The 22,740-nt window shown below is 59.7% G+C and carries 14 protein-coding genes; 3 read left to right on the top strand and 11 right to left on the bottom strand.

The window, feature by feature from the left end; translation table 11 throughout:
• Positions 1-97: 97 nt before the first annotated feature.
• Genes J2X66_RS07255 through J2X66_RS07245 form a run of 3 tightly spaced genes read right to left on the bottom strand, consistent with a single transcriptional unit; the run spans position 98 to position 1,867 of the window.
• A complete protein-coding gene (locus tag J2X66_RS07255; RefSeq protein WP_310262681.1) occupies positions 98-769 on the bottom strand; it encodes a GNAT family protein in 672 nt (223 codons plus the stop codon).
• Positions 770-786: 17 nt separating this feature from the next.
• On the bottom strand, positions 787-1,233 hold the full coding sequence (locus tag J2X66_RS07250) for a GNAT family N-acetyltransferase (protein ID WP_310262678.1): 447 nt from the start codon (positions 1,231-1,233) through the stop codon (positions 787-789).
• A gap of 10 nt (positions 1,234-1,243) precedes the next feature.
• Positions 1,244-1,867 (bottom strand): FMN-binding negative transcriptional regulator, encoded by a 624-nt coding sequence (locus tag J2X66_RS07245; protein WP_310262677.1) that lies wholly within the window; start codon positions 1,865-1,867, stop codon positions 1,244-1,246.
• Between the two features lie 90 nt (positions 1,868-1,957).
• Between J2X66_RS07245 and J2X66_RS07240 the strand changes: the two genes are divergently transcribed.
• Positions 1,958-3,508 carry a PLP-dependent aminotransferase family protein gene (locus J2X66_RS07240; protein WP_310262675.1) on the top strand — a complete coding sequence of 517 codons (1,551 nt, stop codon included), beginning with the start codon at positions 1,958-1,960 and terminating at the stop codon, positions 3,506-3,508.
• 4 nt (positions 3,509-3,512) lie between these two features.
• Here J2X66_RS07240 and J2X66_RS07235 read toward each other — a convergent pair whose 3' ends face one another.
• From J2X66_RS07235 to aspA, 8 genes are all read right to left on the bottom strand, one after another.
• Positions 3,513-7,952, bottom strand: coding sequence for a dermonecrotic toxin domain-containing protein (locus J2X66_RS07235; RefSeq protein WP_310262673.1), 4,440 nt, complete (start codon positions 7,950-7,952; stop codon positions 3,513-3,515).
• A gap of 240 nt (positions 7,953-8,192) precedes the next feature.
• Positions 8,193-12,776, bottom strand: a complete 4,584-nt coding sequence (locus tag J2X66_RS07230) for a dermonecrotic toxin domain-containing protein (RefSeq protein ID WP_310262670.1) — start codon at positions 12,774-12,776, stop codon at positions 8,193-8,195.
• A 152-nt stretch (positions 12,777-12,928) separates the two neighbouring features.
• Complete coding sequence (locus J2X66_RS07225) at positions 12,929-14,029, bottom strand: polyamine ABC transporter substrate-binding protein (RefSeq protein ID WP_059181927.1); 1,101 nt, start codon at positions 14,027-14,029, stop codon at positions 12,929-12,931.
• A gap of 12 nt (positions 14,030-14,041) precedes the next feature.
• The gene (locus J2X66_RS07220) at positions 14,042-15,073 is read right to left on the bottom strand and encodes a histone deacetylase family protein (RefSeq protein WP_310262666.1); all 1,032 of its coding nucleotides are present in this window, start codon (positions 15,071-15,073) and stop codon (positions 14,042-14,044) included.
• A gap of 179 nt (positions 15,074-15,252) precedes the next feature.
• Complete coding sequence (locus tag J2X66_RS07215) at positions 15,253-16,251, bottom strand: AraC family transcriptional regulator (protein WP_310262663.1); 999 nt, start codon at positions 16,249-16,251, stop codon at positions 15,253-15,255.
• 104 nt (positions 16,252-16,355) lie between these two features.
• On the bottom strand, positions 16,356-17,360 hold the full coding sequence (locus J2X66_RS07210; RefSeq protein WP_310262660.1) for an asparaginase: 1,005 nt from the start codon (positions 17,358-17,360) through the stop codon (positions 16,356-16,358).
• Between the two features lie 92 nt (positions 17,361-17,452).
• Entirely contained in the window at positions 17,453-18,904 is a 1,452-nt protein-coding gene (locus J2X66_RS07205; RefSeq protein ID WP_310262657.1) for an alanine/glycine:cation symporter family protein, read from the bottom strand.
• A gap of 497 nt (positions 18,905-19,401) precedes the next feature.
• Positions 19,402-20,826: an aspartate ammonia-lyase gene (gene aspA, locus J2X66_RS07200; RefSeq protein ID WP_027926288.1), complete on the bottom strand. Its 1,425-nt coding sequence runs from the start codon at positions 20,824-20,826 to the stop codon at positions 19,402-19,404.
• 180 nt (positions 20,827-21,006) lie between these two features.
• On the opposite strand from aspA, the gene J2X66_RS07195 reads away from it, so the two are divergent.
• Positions 21,007-21,915, top strand: a complete 909-nt coding sequence (locus J2X66_RS07195; protein ID WP_310262653.1) for a LysR substrate-binding domain-containing protein — start codon at positions 21,007-21,009, stop codon at positions 21,913-21,915.
• 330 nt (positions 21,916-22,245) lie between these two features.
• Positions 22,246-22,737, top strand: a complete 492-nt coding sequence (purE, locus tag J2X66_RS07190; protein WP_008030713.1) for a 5-(carboxyamino)imidazole ribonucleotide mutase — start codon at positions 22,246-22,248, stop codon at positions 22,735-22,737.
• Positions 22,738-22,740 lie beyond the last annotated feature (3 nt).

Raw genomic sequence — 22,740 nt, 5'->3', positions numbered from 1 at the left:
ATCTGTATGCAATTAAATGCAGATTTGAGGTGTTGGTTCAGGCGTACACGCAATTTGTGGCAAGGCAGCAAGCTCCCTCGCCACAAATCGTCATCGCTTACCCGCGGCACTCGGCAAGCGTTTTCACCTGCCCCGACCCCGTCTGATTCTCATCGCTCAACCAGCGCTCAAACCCCGCGCCAATCGCCGGCCATTCCGAGTCCAGAATCGAATACCACGCGGTATCGCGGTTCTGTCCCTTCACCACCATGTGCTGACGGAACACCCCCTCGAAACTGAAGCCCAGGCGCTCGGCCGCGTATTTGGAGCGAGCGTTGCCGTTGTTGCACTTCCACTCCAGGCGTCGATACCCCAGTGCAAACGACTCCCTGGCCAGCAGATAAATCGCCTCGGTACTTTTCGGTGAACGCTGCATCGGCGCGCCGAACGTGACGTGGCCGATTTCGATTCGGCCCTGGGCCGGCACGATCGACATCAGGCTGAGGATGCCCTGCACCTCACCGCTTGCACGGTCGATCACGCTGAAAAAATACGGGTCGCTATTGGCCGCATGGTTGTTCAGCCAATCGTTGAACGCGCTACGTTCCGGGAAAGGCCCGTAGGGTAAATAGTCCCAGAGTTTCGGATCGGCGCCGGGGCCTTGCAAGGCCTTGAACAGACCCTCGGCATGACGGGCCGGGTCGAGTTTTTCCAGGCGAATGAAGCGCCCTTCGAGGGTTCGAACGGTGGGCGCCGGGACGCCTTTCCAGTCCGCGAGTGATGTCGACATGCTGTTCTCCTTGAACGTTAAAGGGTTTTGCGAAACTGGATGTAACCGGGGCGTTCGGCGATGCGCTCGTAGAGCTGGATCGCGCTAGCGTTGGTTTCGTGGGTCAGCCAGTGGACTTTGCAGCAACCCTGCGTTTTGGCGGTGGCGTAGACGAATTCGATCAGTTTGCGGCCAACGCCGGTGCCGCGGGTTTCTGGCGCTACCAGCAGGTCTTGAAGGTAGCAGGAATTTTCGATGCTCCAGTTCGAGCGATGGTAAATGAAGTTCACCATGCCGACCGCTTTGCCATCGATCCACGCCAACGCCGAATGCGTCGTTTCAGTCGGGTCGAGCATGCGTTGCCAGGTACTGTCAGTGACCGCCTCGGGCAATTCGGTGTTGTAGAAGCGCAGGTAGGCTTGCCACAGCGGCAGCCAGGCGGCGTGTTCGTCGGCGCTGACCTGGCGGATTTCAATCTGACTCATGTTCATGTCCTTAACGCATCAAGTGGGCGAGGGCCTGATCGTGCACGTCGGGGCTGGCGACAAGCCCCTCGCGCACACCGGCGATGTCTTCGGCGCTGCGGTTCTGGCTGAGTTTGCGTTTGCCTTCCAGGCGCTGAATCGGCAGGGCAAACCCGACTATCGCCTTGAGCATGCCGTCGATGTAATCAGCGGGAGCATCGGCGACCTTCCATGGCTGGGCGCGGCCGGCTTCGTGACGATCCGTCAACGCGCTGACCAGCTTGAGCAGGCGCTCGGCATCGCTGAACACGTCGGCGGTGCCGTAAGCGTGTACCGCGACGTAGTTCCAGGTTGGCACGACTTTGCCGTGCTCGGCTTTGCTCGGATAAAACCCGGGGCTGACGTAAGCGTCGGCACCGGCAAAGATCACCAGCGCTTCAGCGCCGCTCTGCAATTCCTTCCACTGCGGATTGGCCCGGGCGAAGTGGCCGTAGAGGGTGCCATTCGGGCCTTCGTCAGGTTTGAACAGCAGCGGCAGATGGCTGGCTTGCAGGCCTTGATCGCCGTGGGTAACCACCATGGCGAGGCGGGTGTCGAGGAGCTGCTGGCGCAGTTCATCCAAATCTTTGATGGCAAAGCTGCTGGGGTTGTACATGGAAATATCCCTTGGCGAATGCCTCCATCCTAGGCAGGCTATTGGTCTGTTGTAAGAGCCATTAATGACCAATTTCACAGGTCCATTGCCATGACCGATGCGCCGCTTTCCTTGTCGTTCAACCCTGCCGGTATCGAGCTGGATCGCCGTCAGGGCCTGAGTCGTCAGCTCTACCAAGCCTTGCGCGTGCGAGTACTGGACGGACGACTGGCCAGCGGCACGCGATTACCGGCCAGTCGCGATCTGGCAGCGGCGCTGGCGATTTCTCGCAACAGCGTGGTGCGAGCCTACGATCAGCTCTATGCCGAAGGCTTTATCGAAGGGCGTGTGGGTGATGGGACTTACGTTGCTCAACTGCCCCAGGCCTCGATCCCTGCCAAAAAACTATCCACAAAAGTATCCACAGGGTTGTCAACAGGGTTACCCACAGCCTTATCCACAAATTGGCTGGATTTACCTGTGGTTTCATCCAGTAAAGTTATCCACAACGGTGCGTTGGGGCGCGTTGAAAAGAACCATTTGGCTCTACCGCCGAGTGGGCCGCCGCGTGCATTTCGGGTGGGTGTCCCGGCATTTGATCTGTTTCCTTTCGAGGTCTGGGCCAAGCTGAATGCGGCTTTCTGGCGTAAACCGGATTTGCAGCAGCTGTGTTACGGCGATCCGGCGGGTGATGAGCGTCTACGTGGAATGATTGCCGCGTATTTACGCAGTTCACGCGGCATGCAGTGCTCGGCTGAGCAAATAGTGATCACCAGTGGTGCGCAGCAGGGGATTAGCCTTTGTGCACAGCTGCTGGTCGAGCCGGGTGATGGGGTGGCGATCGAGAATCCGGGGTATCGGGCGGCGGGTCATGCCTTCGCCGTGGCGGGTGCGCGACTGCACGGTGTGGCGGTGGACAGCGAGGGGATTAATTGCCGCGAATTGGCTGCGATCGAGGCGTGTCGCCTGGCGTATGTCACGCCGTCACATCAATACCCGACCGGGGTGGTGATGAGTCTGGCGAGGCGCCTGGAGTTGCTGGCCTGGGCTGAGCGCACCCAAGGCTGGATTGTCGAGGATGACTACGATGGCGAATACCGTTACAGCGGTGCACCACTGGCGCCGTTGGCGGCACTCGACCGACAGGGACGGGTTTTGTACGTCGGGACGTTTGGCAAAGTCGCCTTCCCGGCGCTGCGCCTGGGTTACCTGGTGTTGCCGCCAACGCTGGTTCAGGCGTTCTCGCAACGGCGGGCGGTGGACGTCCGGCATTCCGAGGTCAGTACCCAAGTGGTCATGGCCGAGTTCATGGCCGCCGGGCATTTCCAGCGGCATATTCGCCGCATGCGCCGGGCGGCCCTGAGTCGGCGCAATACGGTACTGGCCGGTTGGCCGCAGAATATTCCCGGCATCGGCAGTCTGCCGAGTGTCTCGGCAGGGCTGCATCTGACCGTGGCGGTCGACTCACAGGCCCGCGAGTGCGAGCTGGTGGAACAGGCGGCGAGCGTCGATGTCGAGATCAATGCCCTGAGTGGCTACTGGTTGCCCGACTCAACACAACCTGTGGACCAGCGCGCGGGGCTGGTCCTGGGTTTCGCGGCGGTGCCCGAGGCGGCTATCAGCGCCGCACTCGGGCGACTGGACAAGGTCTGGCGTCGTTAAGTGCTTACGTTGCGGTGCTTGTCTGTGGTTCCAGGTCCAGGAACAGTTTTCGTAGCGCAGGATCTTCCAGCTTCCTGAACACCCCATCGATGGGTTCGAAGGTGGTCAACGCTTGGTGCTGCTCCAGGGGCAGCGTTTTCAGGTAGTCATCTGAAACTTTCAAATGGGCCGCGGCGGGTTTACTCGCCGGACTCGACAGCGTCTCGTAGTGGAAATGCGCCACCCATAACGGTTTATTGTGACTGTTATCGAAAATCCGGTACTCCTGGAAAAAGTCACCGAGCCCTCGGGTCTGGACGCGTCCTCGTCTGTCGCGGCTGATGGCGAGCTGCCCGTTTTCATGCATCCATTTGAAAATGCTCTGGGTCGGTTTGCGCCGCGTGTAAAGGTCGGCGCGAACGCGGACGCCTTCTTCGCGCAGACGACTGGCCCCGTCACGCAATTCGCGGCTCAGCGTGGCAACCGGGAGAGGGGAGGCTTCGTCCTTCCTGCTGTTGATCACGGCTTGATCAACGCTGCTGGCGGCCTGCTCCAGTTTCAATGCCTGCTGATCGAACAGATCCTGAATATCGGCTGGGATGCGTCTTGGCAGTAAAGCGTCCTTACGGGTGCGTTCAATGAATGAGTGGGTGTCCAGGTTGAGCTCGATGCCGGCCTCGATCGTTCCCGCATCATCCAGCACTGGCGCGGGTCGCTGAAAAACGGCGGGGGTAAATGACTTGAAGGGGTTCTCCGAGTTTTTTTCGGGTTCATTCCTGCCGGAGTCCCGCGGCCGGGTCTTGCGCACCTTGATCGGTTGTCGTGACGTACCCGGTTGTACGCGTTCTACAGCAGGCTGCACGGCCATGGGTTCCGGTTCTGGTAGTAACGTCTGTAACCGGTTCTGGGCGAGCTGCGCGAATTCGTCGATGAGCGATTGCACATGATCGAGCCGGAGTTGCTTGATCAGGCCAGGGTATGAAGCTGGCAACTCCAGAATGCGTTGGTCAGCGTCGGCAAAGGTCTCCACCAGACTGTTCAATTTCTCGACATGTGCCTGCACATCGGAAACCGCGCCTTCGACTTTCATCAGGTCCGCCACTTGAATCGCGGCCTTCGCTGCGCTCGCAGCGATATGTCCCATCGCGTCACGAGCCAGCGGCATCAGAGCACTGGTCTGTTCATTAAGGCACAGCTCCTGCGACATGCCGATCTCGTTGGCCTTGATATCCAGCACGGTAAACGAAGGCGCCAGTTTTCTGATTTGCATCGCGCACTCAACGCCAGGACGTCCGGCCGCATGCATGTCCCCGAGTGTCGACGCAAACAGGGTCAGCTTTTCAATCATGTCCTCGCCGATGTCGGACGCTTTCTGCACATTGTCGACGAACGTTGGCCACGCAACGGGTGCGTTTTGTTGGCTCCTGGTCAGGGCACGGGTGGCTTGACCATACTCGGATCGTTTGAGGACAAACCACAAAGACAGATTCTTCTCCAACACCACGCTCATGCGAAGCAAGTCCTCCCGGTAGTTTTCCGTCCCGCCGAGAGTGCGCCATTCGCGTAGTTGTTCCAGCGCCTGGCGATACTCGTCGATCGTTGCCTGCAGTTTCTCCAGGTACAAAGCCGTTCGCTGATCGTAGTTTTCGGCGTTGGTCTGCTCAACGCTGTCATGTAACGTTTTGAGTTCGGTTTCCTTCGCTTTTTCCTGGCTTTTGAAAGAACTCAGGGCCTCCTCTAGATGCCCTCTGCGTTGCTCGTCAGCGGCCTCCTGGTGGCGGCTGAACGCATTTCCGGCCCCCCCTCGCAAACGCAGACGCAGGTCGAGCACCCATTGCCCGTGGCCGTTATCCAGCAGTATCGGACCGTTGCGCTCAGGCTGATCCGGGTAAACGATGTGAACCTCCTCGTCGCCTTTCACGTCGACGTAGAACCACCGATCACCGACCTGCGCGTAGTTTCTGAAGTTATGTTGGTAAATATGCGGAGGGGTTTCTTTAACTTTTGTCACGTTGGCGCTGGAAATATCGGGAGGCGTGACTTTTAGCGTGTCGAGGTAAGCGCCCAGTGCGGTCGGTGTTCGGCGTGGAACCGGGCCGGCCAGCCCCAGGGAGGAAAGATGAGCAGGGGGAAGATCCGCGGCCAAAGGGGCGGGATTGAGCGTGACCGCCGCGGGTTCGACGAGGGATTCTGGCGATTTTCCCTTCGACGGTTGCTCGATCCGGGGTTTGCTCGACACCCTTCTGCGTCGCATCACGGCGTGATGGCTGAGGATAATGCCGATCGCCAGCAGAACGTCCGACACCGACGTCCATTCGATGAAGCGGTCATCACGGTCATGGGCATCCAGTGCCTGTTGGATCTGATTGATGGTTTGCCAGACCCAGACGGCGGTGCCGACCGCGCCGCTGAGAACATTCGAGGCAACGTTAAAGAGCGCCCAGCCACTCTCCTTCAACACGCTCCAGCGTCGTTCGGCATTGGATTGCGATCGTCGGTCGGCGAGGTTGACCAGCATCCGCGCATTGCTTTTGAACAGCGCAGACAGAATGTCGCCGGTGATTTCGACATTTTCGAAAACCACACGCCCGAACTTGTCTGCGCGCTGTAATGGATTGACGATCTGTTCCGCGATCAGCCATGGCGAGGGCAGGCCAGTGGGAAAAACAGAGTGGGCATATTCAACACTCAGGTTTTCATCAGGTAACCAGGCCAGCACTGTATCCCTGAGGTCGCCGGGTTGGTGCAACGCGTACAAAAGGTTTTGCCTCGAGGGGTATTGCAGCAGGGGCTCATCGAGCATCGGCCGATAGAGCAGGCAAGGTCCGCTATGTGCGTCTCGAGGGCTGATGATGAACATGTTGTCCACTGTGTCGCTGCTGCTGATCAAGCGATGTTGCGGCGTCATCGTGAGCGGGTAGAGGGCGACGGTTTTCCTTGTGATATCAGGATCGAGCAGCTCGCAGACGTATCGGTAACCGCGCTCATCCACGCCGGTTTCAGGCTTGAATCGGGCCTCTAACGCCTGGAGCGGTAGCAAGGACTGCAATTGATCGCGATAGAAGTTCTCCTGACGTCGTGAGGAGACCGGGTCATCCAGAAGCTTGGGCTTGATCAGCTCGGGATAGGCCTTTCCGATGTCCACTCGCGCAGACACGGTGGTGAGAAATTCCACTGTGAGCCAATCCGGCACGGTCCTCCCACTCTTGAAAAATACGTTCGCCATGTAGGGCGCTTCGTTCGCCATAGCGAAGTCCGCCAGCGTTTCAATGCGTTGATCAAGGGGGTTGGGCAGGGTGAAGTTGCCGGAGGTAAAGCTGTTGGTGATTTTGATCCGTAGCTCATCCAGCGCTAAATTCACGGCGCCGACGGCCAGTGGATCGGCGACGATCGCTTCACGCATCAGCCGTTGGGCATGGTCGGTGATGGACGGGATCTCGGCGCTGGCCAATTGGCTGTCCGGTTGGCGATACAACTTGCCCAGTGCACTGATGTAGCGGCTGTAGTCTTGAATGTCCTCGGAGGCAGCGTTGCGCAACCAATCGGGAATCGCTTTGTTCAATTGCAGGAATCGCGCTTTTTCGTTGAGGTCGAGCCCGGTTTCGGGCTCGACCTCGACCTCGTCTGCCGGGGCCTCAATAAACCGCAATGAGTCAATGGCGTCGATTTGTGACGAGATCAACGCCCACGCCATGTAATCGAAGACGTTGCCTTCCGGCTCGTAAAGCCGCCACGTCAGATCGCGTCCTGACTGTTGTTCTTCCAGGCGCGGGGGAAGCGAGTTACCCAGTTCTTCCATCGAGCTGAACGACTCATACGCGCGCTCGATGGTGTACATCACCAGCAGTTGGCGCTTGCGATACGTGGCCTTGAGCACCAGCGCGCCGCCGATCAATAGATGGCGGGTAATGTCATTCTCGACGGTATCGATATCGAGAAGGCACGCCTGAATGGCGGAAAATTCGCTGTTTACATTTATACGGGTGGTTTTGTCCGGGGCGTTGAACACTTCCCGCGCCATCGCGCATTCATCGGCGTCCCAGCCTTTGACCTTCTGCACGTTCAACGCCTTGCGCAGCGAATCGGACAGCTCCTGCCAGCGGGGGATCGCATGCCCCTTGGCATTCCAGAACGCGAGTTGCCGTGCTTGAGCCTCGACGAACAGGATCGATGCCGAGTGATTGAGTATTTTTGCAATGTCCTCGATGCAGACAGCGAGGTGAACCGGGTTATTGCTGTCCGGCTCGAGGGTCAGGAAATGCTCGCCTTCGAGGTAGTTGGCCGTTGTTCCATACAAGCCCTGGCGCATCAGTGCCAAGGTCAGTGACTCGAACTCGGTTTGGCCTGCCTCGACATGGTCGTCGACGATGAGCCATTGAGGGGTACCGACGTAGGCGTTATCAGGGTCGATCGGCAATTCTGGCGAGTTTTGTTCCAGCGCCTGACGCAGCAGGCGTGAAGCCACTTCACTGAGCGTCGGGCCATGGCTGGTCAGGCTCACCAGGTCACTGGTTTCCACCAAGGGGGTCGAGTCATTTTGAGGCAGTGAGGTGTTGTTGCTCATGGGGGATACCTGGACGCAATGGCGAGGCCGGGAAAGCCTCTGGGTGCATCGAAGGTAACCAGGCACCACTCATCCGAGGTGGTAGATAGATATCACGGGCAAAAAAAGACCCGCGAATGCGGGTCTCGGGTTCAGCACGGTTTACGACCCTGAGGCCGCAGCCGGCACTTTTGCGAAGAACAGGGTGGTCGCCAGTTGCGGACTTATTTCGCTGCGGTAAATCGAGATCGCCTGGAGGTCGTCGTTGGTGTGGCGAGCCTCGGTTGCGCCGCCCAGCAGCCGTTGCTGCACGGTTTTCAGGTGTGCTGCGGTGAAGGTTTGTGCAGGCGAAGCGGGCTCCGCGTAGTGGAAGTGGGCATACCACAGAACACTTTGGCTGCTGTGATCGCGGACCTCATATTCCTCGAGATAGTCTCTTTTACGGCTTTTGAGCAAGCGTCGGCCGGGGTTCTTGACGATATCGACCTGACCTTCGCTTTGCAGCCACCGGACGCGCTCCGCCGTCGGCGGCTGTAGTTTGGTCATGTTGATTCGCGTCTCGCGTCCCTGGTTGTAGAGTCGGGTTGCCCCGTCGTTCAGCTGCTTGACCAATATGACGGCCGATCCCGGACCGCCTTCGGTGGAGTTGGTGGCGACCAGCGCTGCGTCGATTGTGTTGGCGGCGTCCTGCAGTCGGTGAGCCTGCTGATGAAACATCTCCTCGATTTCCACGGGTATTCGTCGCGCACCTTTTGAGTGGGCCTGCGTTCGTCGAATGAACGCGTCCAACCCCTCCAGTAATGCCTGGCCTTGAGCGGTGCTTGCACTCAAGTCATGTTGAATACCGGCAGGGGGAGCCGGTTTCGGGGCCACTCTTTCAACCCAGACCCCGGGGGTCTTTTCATGAAAAGTCGAGATGACTTTACCGGTCAACGCCGAGGTCACGTCGATCAGTTCTGACCCCTGTATCACGGAGTCGGCACGTGGCTGGCCCACCACCGTACCTTTGTAGCGGGTCTTGATGATTCGCTTGGCGGGAGCGCTCGGCAGGCGGGAAGGGCCGGGCTGCGGCTCTAGTGCCTTGCGTTCGCGCAGCAAGCCGGCCAGGTGCTTCACGGCGCGCTGTTGAAAACCGTCGAGACGTTGGCGCATCACGTCGAGGGGTGGTTGCAGGAACTGACCGGGAAACTCCGTGGGCAGATCGACGATGCGCTGGTCGGTGATCGTCAGTTGCTCCACCAAGTCGCTGAGTCCATCGATCCGCTCCGGCAAGTGCAGCACTTCTTCGTCAGCGATCAGGTCCAGTGAGGCCTGAATCGCAAGGCCTGCATTTTCGACAACGCTCTCCAGGGCCTGGCGCGCTTCAGGTACAAGCTCAACGCTATTGTCGAGGCACAACTCCTGGCCCAGTGTGATCTGAAACAGTTTGAGGTCCTGTAGATCGAACGATGGCATGTTGGCTTTGACGTCGCGGATCACTTCGATGGCTTCCTTGCCGAGCAGGTTCAGTTGCTCGAAGCACGCGTGTGCCGACTCGATTTTATTGATGTAGCTGGCGGTCAACTCGCCGGTGAGTTGATGGATTTGCCGGGTGGTCTGTGCATTTTCCGTTAGCGGGTTGTCGAGAAGATCGAGGGAAAAGCGCATTTGATTGCCGAAAACCGGTTGCTGTTGAACGAACCATCGTTGCAGCAGCGACAGCTGGAAATCCAGGCGACTGATCATTGCTTTTCGGAAATTGGGAATCGCCTCGCGAGCATTGAAGGCTTTCAGCTGCTCAATGTTGGCGCTGATGAGTGACATCTGTGCGTCGAGCATTTCAAGGTACACGCGGCGATGGGTGTCGGTGGCAGTAGTTGCCTGGGCGTTTTTTTGAGCTTCCTTGAGTTCTGTTTCGCGGCTTTGGGCCTGGCTTTCGAACGCAATCATTTGTTGTTTCAGTTCAGCCTGGCGTTGCCGGTTTTGTTGCTCCAGCCGTTTTTTCTCCTTGCCCCCGGCCTTGAGCCTCAGCCGCGTATCGATAAACCATTCACCCCTGGCGTTTTTGATCAGCAACGGCCCCCTGCGGGCGGGAGACCGGCGTGAGTCAATGATCTGCACATCGTCATTGTCGTTGAGGGTGACTTCGAACCATCGCTGGCCAACCTTCGCGTGCCATTTTCCCTTGAGTGAACCGAGGTGTTGGTGAGGGCCCGGCTCGCTGGAGGCGGCGGCCATTCCTTTGGGTTCGGCGACGGCCAGTTCATCAAGCAAGACGCCCAGAGATGAAGGCGGCAGCGTGGCGATGGCGTGCAGAGATACCTCATGGGAGGAGGGAGGCTGATTGAGGTCGGGCAGATGAGCGACCCTGATGGTGTGCGCAGGCTTGCTTTCGGCTATGGCGCTTGGCGGCTCGACCTTCTCGGGCAACCGCGAGACGGGCTTGTTGCGAGTGGCAGCGCGATGAGCCAGCACCATGCCGAGGGTCAACAGCAGATCGGTCAGGGCGGACCAGGCGAGTGGGCTGTCATCGTTCTCTGCGGCATCGGTAATGTCCTGCAAGTCGTCCATGATCTGCCAGATCCACGCGGCCACCCCGGCGGTGCGACCAAGAAAGGGCAGCGCGACATTGAACAGCATCCATGTGCCTTGCTTGAGCGTTGCCCAGCGGGCTTGCGCATTGGACACCGATTGTTGGTCCGCCAAGTTAATCATGGCGTTGGCGTTGGCCTTGAACAGGGCGGCCAGCGATGTGTCATCAAGGGCTGCTGCACTGAGCGTCACCGCGCCCATCTTGCCCAGGGCTGAAGTCGGGTCGACCAGCAATTGGGTCAGCGTCCAGACCGAAGGCAACTCACCCGAAAACACATACTGGGAATAGTTAAAGCGCACATCGTCGGACAGCCAGGCCAGGATCGATTGGCGAAGCGGTTTTTCGTGCTTGATGGCGTACAGCAGATTGGCCTCGCTCGGGTATTGCATCAACGAGGGGGTGAGCAATGGACGGTAGAGCAGGCACGGTCCTTTATCGGTGAGCCTGGGACCGATGACGAACATGTTGGCGACTTCATCGCCTTTGCCGCCGGCGTGATCACCGGTCACAAAGGCCAGCGGTCGAATGACAATCTCCTGCCCGTTTACCCTGCGGTCGGCTGCGTTTTCCTGCATGACGGCATTGATGTACTGGTAACCACGTTCATCAATACCCGCCTCGCCGCGCATCTTCTGTTGCAGCGCCTGCAAGGGCAGTTGGGTGCGCAGATGGCGGGTGTAGAGGGCCTGTCGTCGCTGCGCTTGTTGCGGATCATCAAGCAACTTGCGCTTGATCAGCGCCGGGTAAACCCCGCCGATATCGACCTGTGTGACGAGCTTTTCAAGATAGGCAGGGGTCATCCAGACGGGCACTGCGTCGCCGTTTTTGCAGTTCACCGTCTTGTTTCCCAGCGGTACGGCAATCAGGTTTTGCAGCGCCAGCTCGATCAGCGACAGCGTGGTGGTCCGCGTCTTGCCGGGTATCACGACAGCGCCGAGTACCACGACGCTGGTGATGCTGATTTCAATGTCCTGCAGGTCCAGGTCCGCTGCCGCGGGATGATCCTTGATCATCTGCTCTCGCAGGGTCTGCAGCGCAAACGTCGGCAGTGACGCGATGCCCTCGTCGAAGGTTTTTCCGGCGTCCTGTTCCCTAAGCTGTGCCAGGTCCATCAAGTGTCGGCTATACCGGGTGAGGTCCGCTGACGAAGCGTTTTTCAGCCAGCCGGTCAGCAGTCCCTGAACCTTGTTGAAGCGTGACGACGGCAGGGCTTCAAATTCAGTGAAGCTTTTTGCCGCCGCACTGATTTGTGGCGAAAGAGGTGTGGCAGACGCGCGCTGGACCGCACCGAATGCACCGATGGCTTCGACCTCGAGTGCAATCAGCGCGCAGGCCTGGTGGTGGAAGAAGTTGCCCTCGGGTTCATACAGACGCCATTGCAGGGTCTGCTCGACGCTTGACGTTCCAGGGTGTTTGAACACGGCTTCACCCAGCGCGGCAACCGAGTCGTAACGCTGGAATCCTTCGGCAATCGAGTGCGTCAGCACCAGGGTGCGCGTGCCCGATGAGCCCACGAACACGGCGATATCCAGAACGCGCAGGTGTTCGCTGACGGCGTTCTCCAGCCGATCGGTGTCGATCAGGCAGGCCTTGGTCTGGTACTTGTCCTGTGTCCGGGTTGCGCGATCGGGATGATCGAATACGGCCTGGGCCATGGCTTTTTCATCCGCATCCCAGTCCGAGGTGGGGTCGGGGCTCCAGATGTCCTGCAGCGATTGTGCGAGTGAATGCCAGCGCGGCGTCGAAGGGCTTTTCTCCTGGTTCCAGTAATCAAGCTGCTGTTGCTGATAGGCGATGAACAACTGCGGTGCGAGCGCATTGAGCAGGCACCCGATGGCATTGATTTTCACCGGCAGTTGAGCCTGCGTTTCAGCGCCGGGTTGCAGGGTGAGGAAATGTTCTCCATCGAGGAGTGTCACCGTCGATCCCGACAAACCGAGTCGTACCAGCACATCGGTGAGCGATTCAAACAGGTCAGTGCCGGGCACGACGTTGTCGCCGGTATCGACCCAGGTCGGGGTGACGACCGTGGCAAGCGTCGGGTCAATCTTCAGCAGCGGATACAGCGCGTTGAGCGCAGGGCTCAGCGCGGTCGCTGCGACCTCTCTGATCGAAGGGCCGGTGACCAACTGGGTCAGTACCTCTTCTGCACTCGGGGCAACGGTTTCGGACATGCTCGTCTCCTGACTGAGAACGCGCCGCTGCTGATTGCGCAGCGCGGGATCAGTGGAAGGTATCGGGCGGCCCAAAGTGTCAGGTGGTACATAAATATCGCAGGCAAAAAAAAGACCCGCGTCGCCGCGGGCCTTCGATTTTGAGTCGGGTATCAGGTCCCGGACTTGATCTTGGTCCAGGCTCGTGTGCGTGCACGCTCGGCATCGCGCGGCAACGGTTGCAGGGTGTACAGCGTACCCATCGCCGTTTCGGTCGGGTACAGGTTCGGGTTGTTGCGGATCGCCGGGTCGACCAGTTCCGTGGCGTCCTTGTTCGGGTTCGGGTAACCGACAAAGTCGCTGACCGGCGCGATGACTTGAGGTTGCAGCAAGTAGTTGATGAAGGTGTAGGCGTCTTCCGGGTTCTTCGCGCCTTTTGGGATCGCGAGCATGTCGAACCAGATCGGTGCGCCTTCCTTGGGCAGGCGCATGTCGACGATCACGCCGTTCTTGGCTTCCTTGGCGCGGTTGGCCGCCTGGGAGAAGCTGCCGGAGTAACCGACCGCGACGCAGATGTCACCGTTGGCGATGTCGGCCATGTATTTCGAAGAATGGAAGTAGGTGATGTACGGACGAATTTTCATCAACAGGGCTTCAGCCTTGTCGTAGTCCGCAGGCTTTTTGCTGTTGGGGTCGAGGCCGAGGTGTTGCAGGGCCAGCGGCAGGATCTCCGACGGCGAATCGAGCAGGGCGACGCCGCACTGCTTGAGCTTGCTGATGTTCTCTTCCTTGAAGATCAGGTCCCAGCTGTCCACCGGCGCGTTGTCGCCCAGAGCGGCTTTGACCTTGTCCGGGTTGAAGCCGATCAGGATGGTGCCGTACATGTAGGGCACGGCGAACTTGTTGCCCGGGTCGTTGGCTTCGATCAGCTTCATCAGCTTCGGATCGAGGTGATTCCAGTTCGGCAACTTGCTGCGGTCCAGCGGCTGGAACACACCGGCTTCGATCTGCTTGGCGAGGAACACATTGGACGGCACCACCACGTCGTAACCGGAGTTACCGGTCAGCAGCTTGGCCTCCAGCGCTTCGTTGGTGTCGAAAATGTCGTAGACCAGTTTGGTCTGGGTGTTCTGGGCCTTGAAGTCTTCCAGCGCCTTGGGGGTGATGTAGTCGAACCAGTTGTAGACGCGCAACGTTCGCTCTTCAGCGTGTGCAGCGCCACTGAGCACCAAGGCACCCAGGGCCGGAACGATAAAACGCTTGAGTCTGTTCATTGTTCTAATTCCTCATTGGGCGCTTTCAAAACCTTCGAGTACGTTCACGGCATTGATGCCGATTTCTTCTACCGCGTAACCGCCTTCCATCACGAACAGCGTCGGCTTGCCCAGACGCGCGATGCGCTCGCCCATGGCCAGGTAGTCGGGGCTGTCGAGTTTGAATTGAGAGATGGGATCGTCCTTGAACGTATCGACGCCCAGGGAGACGATCACAATGTCGGCGCCGTAGTTTTCGATTTCCTGGCAGGCCTGATCCAGCGCTGCACTCCAGGTGTCCCAGCCAGAGCCGGCGGGCAGAGGAAAGTTGAAGTTGAAGCCTTCACCCGCGCCTTCGCCGAGCTCGTCTTCATAGCCGAGGAAGAACGGGAATTCGGCTTCCGGGTGGCCGTGGATCGAGGTGAACAGCACGTCGCTGCGCTCGTAGAAAATCGATTGGGTGCCGTTGCCGTGGTGGTAGTCGACGTCGAGGATCGCGACCTTTTTGTGGCCCTGATCGAGGAACGCCTGAGCGGCGATGGCCGCGTTGTTGAGGTAGCAATAACCGCCCATCAAGTCGCTGGCGGCGTGGTGTCCCGGTGGACGGCACAGGGCAAAGGCACTGCGAGCGCCGCGCTGGATGGCGGCTTGCGCGGTGAGGGCCACTTGCGCTGCGCTGTAGGCCGCTTGCCAGGTGCCGGCGGTGATCGGCGCACCGCCGTCGAAGCTGTAATAGCCGAGTTGGCCATGCAGGCTGGTGGGTTTGATGGCGCGCAGGGTGCGGGCCGGCCAGGTGTAGGGCAGCAAATCGCCGTCGGTATTGAATTCGGTCCAACGTGCCCAGGCGCCTTTGAAGAAGTCGAGGTAGTCGCGGCTGTGGATGCGTGCGATCGGGTCGAGCCCGAAATCCTGCGGCGCTTCGACCGGGCCGAGGTTCTGATTTTTTACGCGTTGCAACACATGGTCGGCACGCGACGGCATTTCGAAGCAGGGCTTGAGTTGCCCGTCTATCAATTCGCAACGGCCGTGGTGCAGGTGGTGATCGTCCGAGTAGATCGTCAGCATTTCTTGTTCTCCGCAGGCTGATTCGGTTGAACACAGTCTTGCGGCGCAGCGCGATTCGGAGAACGGCAGGAAAGGCCAAAAGGGGATGGATATGGCCAAAAGATCTGACCGGAATTCGCCCTTTATTGGCGCGGAAGTGCTCCAGCATTGGGCATGGAATGGAACCCCTGTGGCGAGGGTTATCGGTGTGGCCGAAACTGACTCGGTGCCACACCACTCCAGCGCACAAACGCATGGCGGAAACTCGCGGTTTCGCTGAAGCCCAGCGCCTCGGCGATCCGGTAGATCGGCAGCTGATCCTCACAGAGCATCTGCTTGGCCTGCTCGAAGCGCAGTTCATCGAGCAATTCCTGATAGCTGCACCCCAGGTCCTTGAGATGGCGGCGCAAGGTGCGCGCCGAGCAATTCATCTGTAGGGCCAAGCCTTCCAGTCCCGGCGCTGCGTTCAATTGCGCACGAAGCAATTGCCGAATCCGCCCCAGCCACGCCTGACGTCCGGTGAATTCGGTGTTCTGCTTGCGGCAGCGGTCCACCATGGCTTGGTGGGTGATGGCATCGGCCAGCGGCAAAGGCTGGTCGAGCCAGTTGCGATCGAACGCAAATGCGTTGTCCCGCGCCTCGAAGCTCAACCGGCAAGCGAAATGTTCGGCGTAGGTGGCCTGATAGTCCGGCGCGGTGTGTTCGAAACGCGCGGCCAGCAGCGGCAGCGGATGACCGAGCAGGTCGTCGCAGATCACTTTCAACGACACCAGACAAAATTCGGCATTGAACACCGCCATCGCCGGGCTTTCCCGGTAATCCGCCGCGACGAACCAGACACGCTCGCCGTCATCTTCCAGGCTCAGCTCGAAAAGTGTTCCCAACAGCGCCGGATAGCGCATCGCCAAGCGCAAAGCGTCACCGAAGGTGGCACTGGTGAGCAACGCATAACCAAGCATGCCGTAGCACGAAACGTGCATTCGCCTGCCCAGTTCCAGGCCGATGTCACGCTTGAGCGCGACTGCGTTGGCGCAGACTTGCATCTCCTGATTGGTGGTGATGCGCGTGTCCGCCCGGTTCAGGTCTGCCGCGCTGATGCCGCTTCCGGCGAGCAAGTCTTCGCTGGACAGGCCTTGATCCTTGAAGGTGTTAAGGACCAGAGAGACGGCGTTGAGGGTGGTGAGGTGGGAGTGGAGCATGGGTGGCTTCCAGCCTTGGGGTGACCGGAGCGCAGCAAGTTATATGCCGAGCGAAGAACCTGTAGGAGCCGAGCAAGCTCGGCTCCTACAGGGGTTGAGTGGTGTCAGATGAGTTCGCCGCAGAGGTCGAGTTCTACGAGGCGACGCACTTCTGCGTTATCCAGCCCCGCACCCAACAGTGCATGCAACTTGCCGAACGCCGCCTCGCGGGTCATGCCGCCACCCGACAGCACGCCAACGCCACGCAAACGGCTGCCAGCCTCATACACGTCCAGCTCAACGCCACCTTCATGGCATTGCGTCACCGCAACAACCACAACACCCTCGTCCCGCGCCCGCTCCAGGCTGGCGAGAAACTCGGAGTCATCACTCGGGCCGGTGCCACTGCCGTAGCACTCCAGCACCAGACCCTGAATGCCGCTGGCGAACAGACCGTCAAGAATCTCAGCGCCGATACCAGGGAACAACGGCAGTACAGCGACTTTAGCCAGTTGCTTGGGCTGGTTATAGGTCAGCGATGTCGGCAGGGAAGCAGCTTTCACACCGCCACCCTGACGCTCAAGCCGCTTGAACGGATGGCGACCGAAACTGCGCACTTTCGCGCAACGGGTCGGGTCCAGTAGTTCGCCGTGGAAGTACAGATGAACGCCCGGCGCCAGGCCATGGCCAAGGGCAACCAGCGCACCGCTGAGGTTTTCCCAGGCATCGCTGTCGGTTACGCCGGCCGGCAGCATCGAGCCCGTGAAACACACGCGGGCGTGCAGGCCAAGCAGTTGAAAACTCATGGCCGCCGCGCTGTAGGCGAGGGTGTCGGTGCCGTGCAGGATCAGCACGCTGTCGCAGCCCTGCACATCAACAGCGTCGACCACGGCTTCGCGCAGTTGCTGCCAGTACGTCGGGGTCATGTTGGCGCTGTCGATCAGCGGTGACATCTCGCGAAAGCGCCACTGCGGCACCACCAGTTCAGGCTGGCTGTGCAGGTATTCACGCATCCGCGTTTCGAAACCGGACGCCGGGGCCAGGCCATGGGCGCTGGCTTGCATACCGATGGTGCCACCGGTGTAGAGCACCATGACGTGCTGGGCGGCAGGGTAGGTCGAGGAATTCATGGAAGTTCTCCGAGAACAATGAGTTCCTGTGGGAGCGAGCAAGTCGAATCGTCGCACCGTCGCTCCCACATGGGATACCGCACTTTAACCGATCAGCGTTGCGCTGCGGGTACGCCTTGTGGCTCGGCTTCTGCCTTGGCAGCCGCCGCTGGCGGGTTGGCCGGCCAGGCTTTCAGGTCCAGGTCCAGATCCGGGAACTTGCTCGAATCGAACACCGGGGTCTTGATCCCGGCAGCACGCTGGTCATCGTAGTCACGCAGGATGCGCATGCCGACCTTGAACAGCAGGAACAGCGCGATCAGGTTCACGAACGCCAGCAGGGTCATGGTGATGTCGGCGAAGGCGAACACGGTGCTCAGGTTTTCGATGGCGCCCCAGAAGATCAACACCAACACCAATGCGCGGTAGCCGATCAGCGCCTTGCGGTTTTCACCGATCAGGAAACGCAGGTTGCTCTCGCCCAGGTAGTAGTTGTAGAGAATCGAGGTAAACACGAACAACGACAGGGCCACGGAAATGAACATCCGGCCCCAGTCACCGACCACGGCGGCCAGCGAGTTCTGGGTCAGGGCAATGCCATCGCCTTCGAAACCCGGGGTATAGAAGCCCGAGAGCAGAATCAGCAGCGCGGTGCAGGTGCAGATCACGAAGGTGTCGAGGAACACGCTGAACGCTTGAACGACACCCTGAGCAACCGGGTGCTCGACCGACGCCACGGCTGCCACGTTAGGCGCACTGCCCAGGCCCGCTTCGTTGGCGAACACGCCACGCTTCACGCCCATGACAATCGCGCTGCCGATCAGGCCGCCAAACGCCTGGTCGAGACCGAATGCGCTTTTAACGATGGTCATCAACATTGCCGGGACATGATCGAATTGCAGCACGATCACATAAATGGTCACGCCGATGTAGACCAGGGTTTTCACCGGCACCAGCAGGTCGGCGACCTTGGCGATGCGCTTGATCCCGCCGATGAATACCAGGCCCAGCAATACCGCCAGCGCGATGCCGGTGTAAGTGGTGTCGAGGCCGAAGGCGTTGTTCAGCGAGTGAGTCACGGCGTGGGATTGCAGGCCGTTGAAGGCGAAGCCGAAGGTGATCAGCAGCAGGAACGCCATGATCATGCCCAGCCAGCGTTTTTGCAGGCCATGCTGAATGTAGTAGGACGGACCGCCGCGGTAGGTGCCGTCGGAATCGCAGCGCTTGTAGAGCTGGCCGAGGGAACATTCGAAGAAGCTGCTGGACATGCCGACCAGCGCGGTCACCCACATCCAGAACACAGCACCGGGCCCGCCCAGGGTCACGGCAATCCCGACACCGGCGATGTTGCCGGCACCGACACGGCCGGCGAGGCTGAGCATCAGGGCCTGGAACGAACTGAGTTGGCCGGCGCTGCTTTTGAGGCTATCGCCGAACACCGAGAACATGTGGAAGAAGTGACGCAATTGAACGAAACGCGAGCGGATCGTGAAGTAGCTACCGAGCCCGACAATGAGCACGATCAGTACTTTCCCTGAGAGGAAGTCGTTAATGACTTCGAGCATGGATTATTCCTCGCTGTTTTTTGTGTAGGCAAATGTTGGGCAGGTAGAAACATCGCGTTACACCGCTGTGCGCGTGGCACATAAGGTGAGGCGCGTGTTCGTCCCGGTCCCATTTCGCAGGTTTGTTATTAGTTCGGGGTTCGCATGGGGTTGGGCCTCGTTACCGACGACCGCTCATGCGAAGAGGGGCGGCACTATACCTAGGAGAATGCCGTCCGTCTGCACAGTTGTGGTGCAAGCGATAACGGGAAGCCTTTGAAACACCTGACATTTTTGCGTCAGGCTTGTGTAGGAGTGAGCCTGCTCGCGATAAACGATTACACGGTGTAACTGAAATATCGCAGTACCTGCATCGCGAGCAGGCTCACTCCTACAGAAGACGGTTGTTCTTTCAAAAGTTAAAAAAAAGGGCCTGGGGAAATATCCCCAAGCCCTCAAAAGGTGAGAGGTGTCTAGTCCCTCGACCTGGTGAGCGGTGCTACAAGTAACGCGTCGGTTCAGGCTTTAAGCGGAACCAGACGCGGAGCAATCATGTTTTCCGGGCGCAGGATGTCGGCGAGCATGGCGTCGTCGAGCAAACCTTCTTCGCGCACCAGTTCCAGCACGCCGCGGCCGCTTTCGAGGGCGATACGGGCGATGCGGGTGGCGTTTTCATAGCCGATGTACGGGTTCAGTGCGGTGACCAGACCGATCGAGTGCTCGACCAGTTCGCGGCAACGCTCTTCGTTCGCGGTGATGCCGGTAATACAATGCTCGCGCAGCATGTCCATGGCGCGTTGCAGCAGACGGATCGAGTCGAAGATCTTGAACGCGATCAGCGGCTCCATCACGTTCAGTTGCAGCTGGCCGCCTTCGGCCGCGATGGTCAGCGCGAGGTCGTTACCGATGATCTGGAACGCCACCTGGTTAACGGCTTCCGGAATAACCGGGTTGACCTTGCCTGGCATGATCGAGCTGCCTGGCTGACGCGCTGGCAGGTTGATTTCGTTGATGCCGGTGCGTGGGCCGCTGGACAGCAGGCGCAGGTCGTTGCAGATCTTCGACAGTTTGACCGCGGTACGCTTGAGCATGCCGGAAAACAGTACGAAGGCGCCCATGTCGGACGTGGCTTCGATCAGGTCGGCGGCCGGAACCAGCGGTTGACCGCTGATCAGTGCCAGGCGCTGAACGGCCAGGTGCTGGTAACGCGGGTCGGCGTTGATGCCGGTACCGATCGCCGTACCACCCAGGTTCACTTCGGTCAGCAACTCGGGTGCCAGTGTTTTCAGACGCGCCAGGTCTTCGCCCAGGGTCGTGGCGAAGGCACGGAATTCCTGGCCCAGGGTCATCGGCACGGCGTCTTGCAGCTGGGTACGACCCATCTTCAGGACGTGGCTGAACTCTTCACCTTTGGCGGCGAACGACTGGATCAGGCTGTCGAGGCTGGCCAGCAATGCGTCGTGACCCAGCAGCAGACCCAGGCGGATCGCAGTCGGGTAGGCGTCGTTGGTCGACTGCGCCATGTTCACGTCGTTGTTCGGGTGCAGGTATTGGTATTCGCCTTTCTGGTGACCCATGGCCTCCAGTGCGATGTTGGCGATGACTTCGTTGGCATTCATGTTGGTCGAAGTGCCAGCGCCGCCTTGAATCATGTCCACCACGAACTCTTCGTGGAAGTCGCCGCGGATCAAACGTGCACAGGCTTCGCTGATGGCAGCATGCTTGGCTTCGCTCAGGTGACCCAGTTCGCGGTTGGCGTCAGCGGCGGCCTGTTTGACCATCGCCAGACCGACAACGAGCTTCGGGTAATGCGAAATCGGAACGCCCGAGAGGCGGAAGTTATTCACCGCTCGCAGGGTCTGGATGCCGTAATACGCTTGAGCAGGTACTTCGAGTACGCCAAGCAGGTCTTTTTCTGTGCGGAAAGATGCAGCGGAGGACATGATAGAAATCATCTCGATATGGACCCGGTCTGTGCCGGAACACTGCAAATGCTAGGCTTGTGGAGAATTTTCGGCCAATGCTGTTAAACACTGGCCTATGCACATTCGGCATAATGCCCATGTGACGCCGCGTGTGTGGCGAGCGTGTGACCTAAATTGGTGCGTGTCCGGGAGGGCGTGATGAATCTGGAAAGTAAATGGCTTGAGGACTTCAGCGCCCTGGCCGCCACTCGCAGCTTCTCCCAGGCTGCGGAACGACGCTTCGTGACGCAACCGGCGTTCAGCCGGCGGATCCGCAGCCTTGAAGCCGCGCTGGGGCTGCAACTGGTCAATCGCTCGCGCACGCCTATCGAGCTGACGGCGGCGGGGCAATTGTTTCTGGTGACGGCGCGGACCGTGGTCGAGCAGTTGGGCGAAGTACTGCGCCATCTTCATCACCTCGAAGGCGGGCAGGGCGAAGTCATGCAAGTCGCCGCCGCTCACTCATTGGCGCTGGGCTTCTTTCCGCGCTGGATCGCGCAGTTGCGTAACGAAGGTTTGAACATCGCGACGCGTCTGGTCGCGACTAACGTCGGCGACGCGGTGCATGCGCTGCGGGAAGGCGGGTGCGATTTGATGCTGGCGTTCTACGACCCGGATGCGGCGTTGCAGATGGACCCGGAAATCTTCCCTTCGCTGCACCTCGGCCATACCGAAATGCTCCCGGTGTGCGCGGCGGATGCGCACGGCAAGCCGTTGTTCGATCTGGAGGGCGAGGGCAGCGTGCCTTTGCTCGCCTACAGCGCCGGCGCGTTTCTCGGTCGCTCGGTGAACATGCTGCTGCGCCAGCGGGCGCTGCGGTTTACCACTATTTATGAAACGGCCATGGCCGACAGCCTGAAAAGCATGGCGCTGGAAGGTCTGGGAATTGCCTGGGTCCCGCAACTCAGCGTGCGTGCGGAGCTGGCGCGCGGTGAGCTAGTGGTCTGCGGTGGTCCGCAATGGCATGTGCCGCTGGAGATCCGCCTGTACCGCTGCGCACTGGTGCGCAAGGCCAACGTGCGATTGCTGTGGCGCAAGCTCGAAGGCGGCGCCGCGCAAGGCACTTGAACACACCGACCATCCCTGTGGGAGCGAGCCTGCTCGCGAAAGCGCACTCATGTTCAACATCTAAGTTGACTGTCACACCGCCTTCGCGAGCAGGCTCGCTCCCACAAGGGATTTGTGGTGTAGTTGGCTGACTCGCAAGTCAATAAAACCGGCCCTTTGCGCCGTATGACAGATGGTCGTTTCGGGGGCTGTTTATCTGTGTCATTACGGTATACTGCGCGGCCTTCGGCCGGTTCGCCCGGCCATAATTCGTACAATCAAGCCACGCATCCTGCGTGGCTTGTTGTTTTTTGACGCGCCTGCGGGCGCCCAGAGAGAAGAGGCACGACGATGAGTGCACTGGTTGGCGTGATCATGGGCTCCAAGTCCGATTGGTCCACCCTTAGCCACACCGCCGATATGCTGGAAAAGCTCGGCATCCCTTACGAGGTGAAAGTGGTCTCTGCCCACCGCACCCCGGACCTGCTGTTCCAGTACGCCGAAGAGGCTGAGGCCCGTGGCATTGAGGTGATTATCGCCGGTGCCGGTGGCGCAGCCCATTTGCCAGGCATGTGTGCGGCCAAGACCCACCTGCCGGTGCTGGGCGTGCCGGTGCAGTCGGCGATGCTGTCCGGCGTCGATTCGCTGCTGTCCATCGTGCAGATGCCGGCCGGCATCCCGGTTGCGACCCTGGCCATCGGCAAGGCTGGTGCGATCAACGCCGCGCTGCTGTCGGCGAGCATCCTGGGCGCCAAGCATCCGCAGTTCCACGAAGTGCTGAAAACTTTCCGTGCTGAGCAGACAGACAGCGTCCTGGACAATCCAGACCCACGCATCGCCTGAGGT

It is taken from the genome of Pseudomonas sp. 3296, assembly GCF_031456615.1.
Taxonomy (GTDB): Bacteria; Pseudomonadota; Gammaproteobacteria; order Pseudomonadales; family Pseudomonadaceae; genus Aquipseudomonas; species Aquipseudomonas mucoides.
The sequence above is the reverse complement of the archived record's forward strand: the minus strand, read 5'-3'. Positions and strand labels throughout refer to the sequence as shown.

Bases quoted from the DNA above. Each gene is read 5' to 3' on its own strand.
- J2X66_RS07255 (WP_310262681.1), bottom strand. From the start codon at position 769: ATGTCGACATCACTCGCGGACTGGAAAGGCGTCCCGGCGCCCACCGTT.
- J2X66_RS07250 (WP_310262678.1), bottom strand. From the start codon at position 1,233: ATGAGTCAGATTGAAATCCGCCAGGTCAGCGCCGACGAACACGCCGCC.
- J2X66_RS07245 (WP_310262677.1), bottom strand. From the start codon at position 1,867: ATGTACAACCCCAGCAGCTTTGCCATCAAAGATTTGGATGAACTGCGC.
- J2X66_RS07240 (WP_310262675.1), top strand. From the start codon at position 1,958: ATGACCGATGCGCCGCTTTCCTTGTCGTTCAACCCTGCCGGTATCGAG.
- J2X66_RS07230 (WP_310262670.1), bottom strand. From the start codon at position 12,776: ATGTCCGAAACCGTTGCCCCGAGTGCAGAAGAGGTACTGACCCAGTTG.
- J2X66_RS07225 (WP_059181927.1), bottom strand. From the start codon at position 14,029: ATGAACAGACTCAAGCGTTTTATCGTTCCGGCCCTGGGTGCCTTGGTG.
- J2X66_RS07220 (WP_310262666.1), bottom strand. From the start codon at position 15,073: ATGCTGACGATCTACTCGGACGATCACCACCTGCACCACGGCCGTTGC.
- J2X66_RS07215 (WP_310262663.1), bottom strand. From the start codon at position 16,251: ATGCTCCACTCCCACCTCACCACCCTCAACGCCGTCTCTCTGGTCCTT.
- J2X66_RS07210 (WP_310262660.1), bottom strand. From the start codon at position 17,360: ATGAATTCCTCGACCTACCCTGCCGCCCAGCACGTCATGGTGCTCTAC.
- J2X66_RS07205 (WP_310262657.1), bottom strand. From the start codon at position 18,904: ATGCTCGAAGTCATTAACGACTTCCTCTCAGGGAAAGTACTGATCGTG.
- aspA (WP_027926288.1), bottom strand. From the start codon at position 20,826: ATGTCCTCCGCTGCATCTTTCCGCACAGAAAAAGACCTGCTTGGCGTA.
- J2X66_RS07195 (WP_310262653.1), top strand. From the start codon at position 21,007: ATGAATCTGGAAAGTAAATGGCTTGAGGACTTCAGCGCCCTGGCCGCC.
- purE (WP_008030713.1), top strand. From the start codon at position 22,246: ATGAGTGCACTGGTTGGCGTGATCATGGGCTCCAAGTCCGATTGGTCC.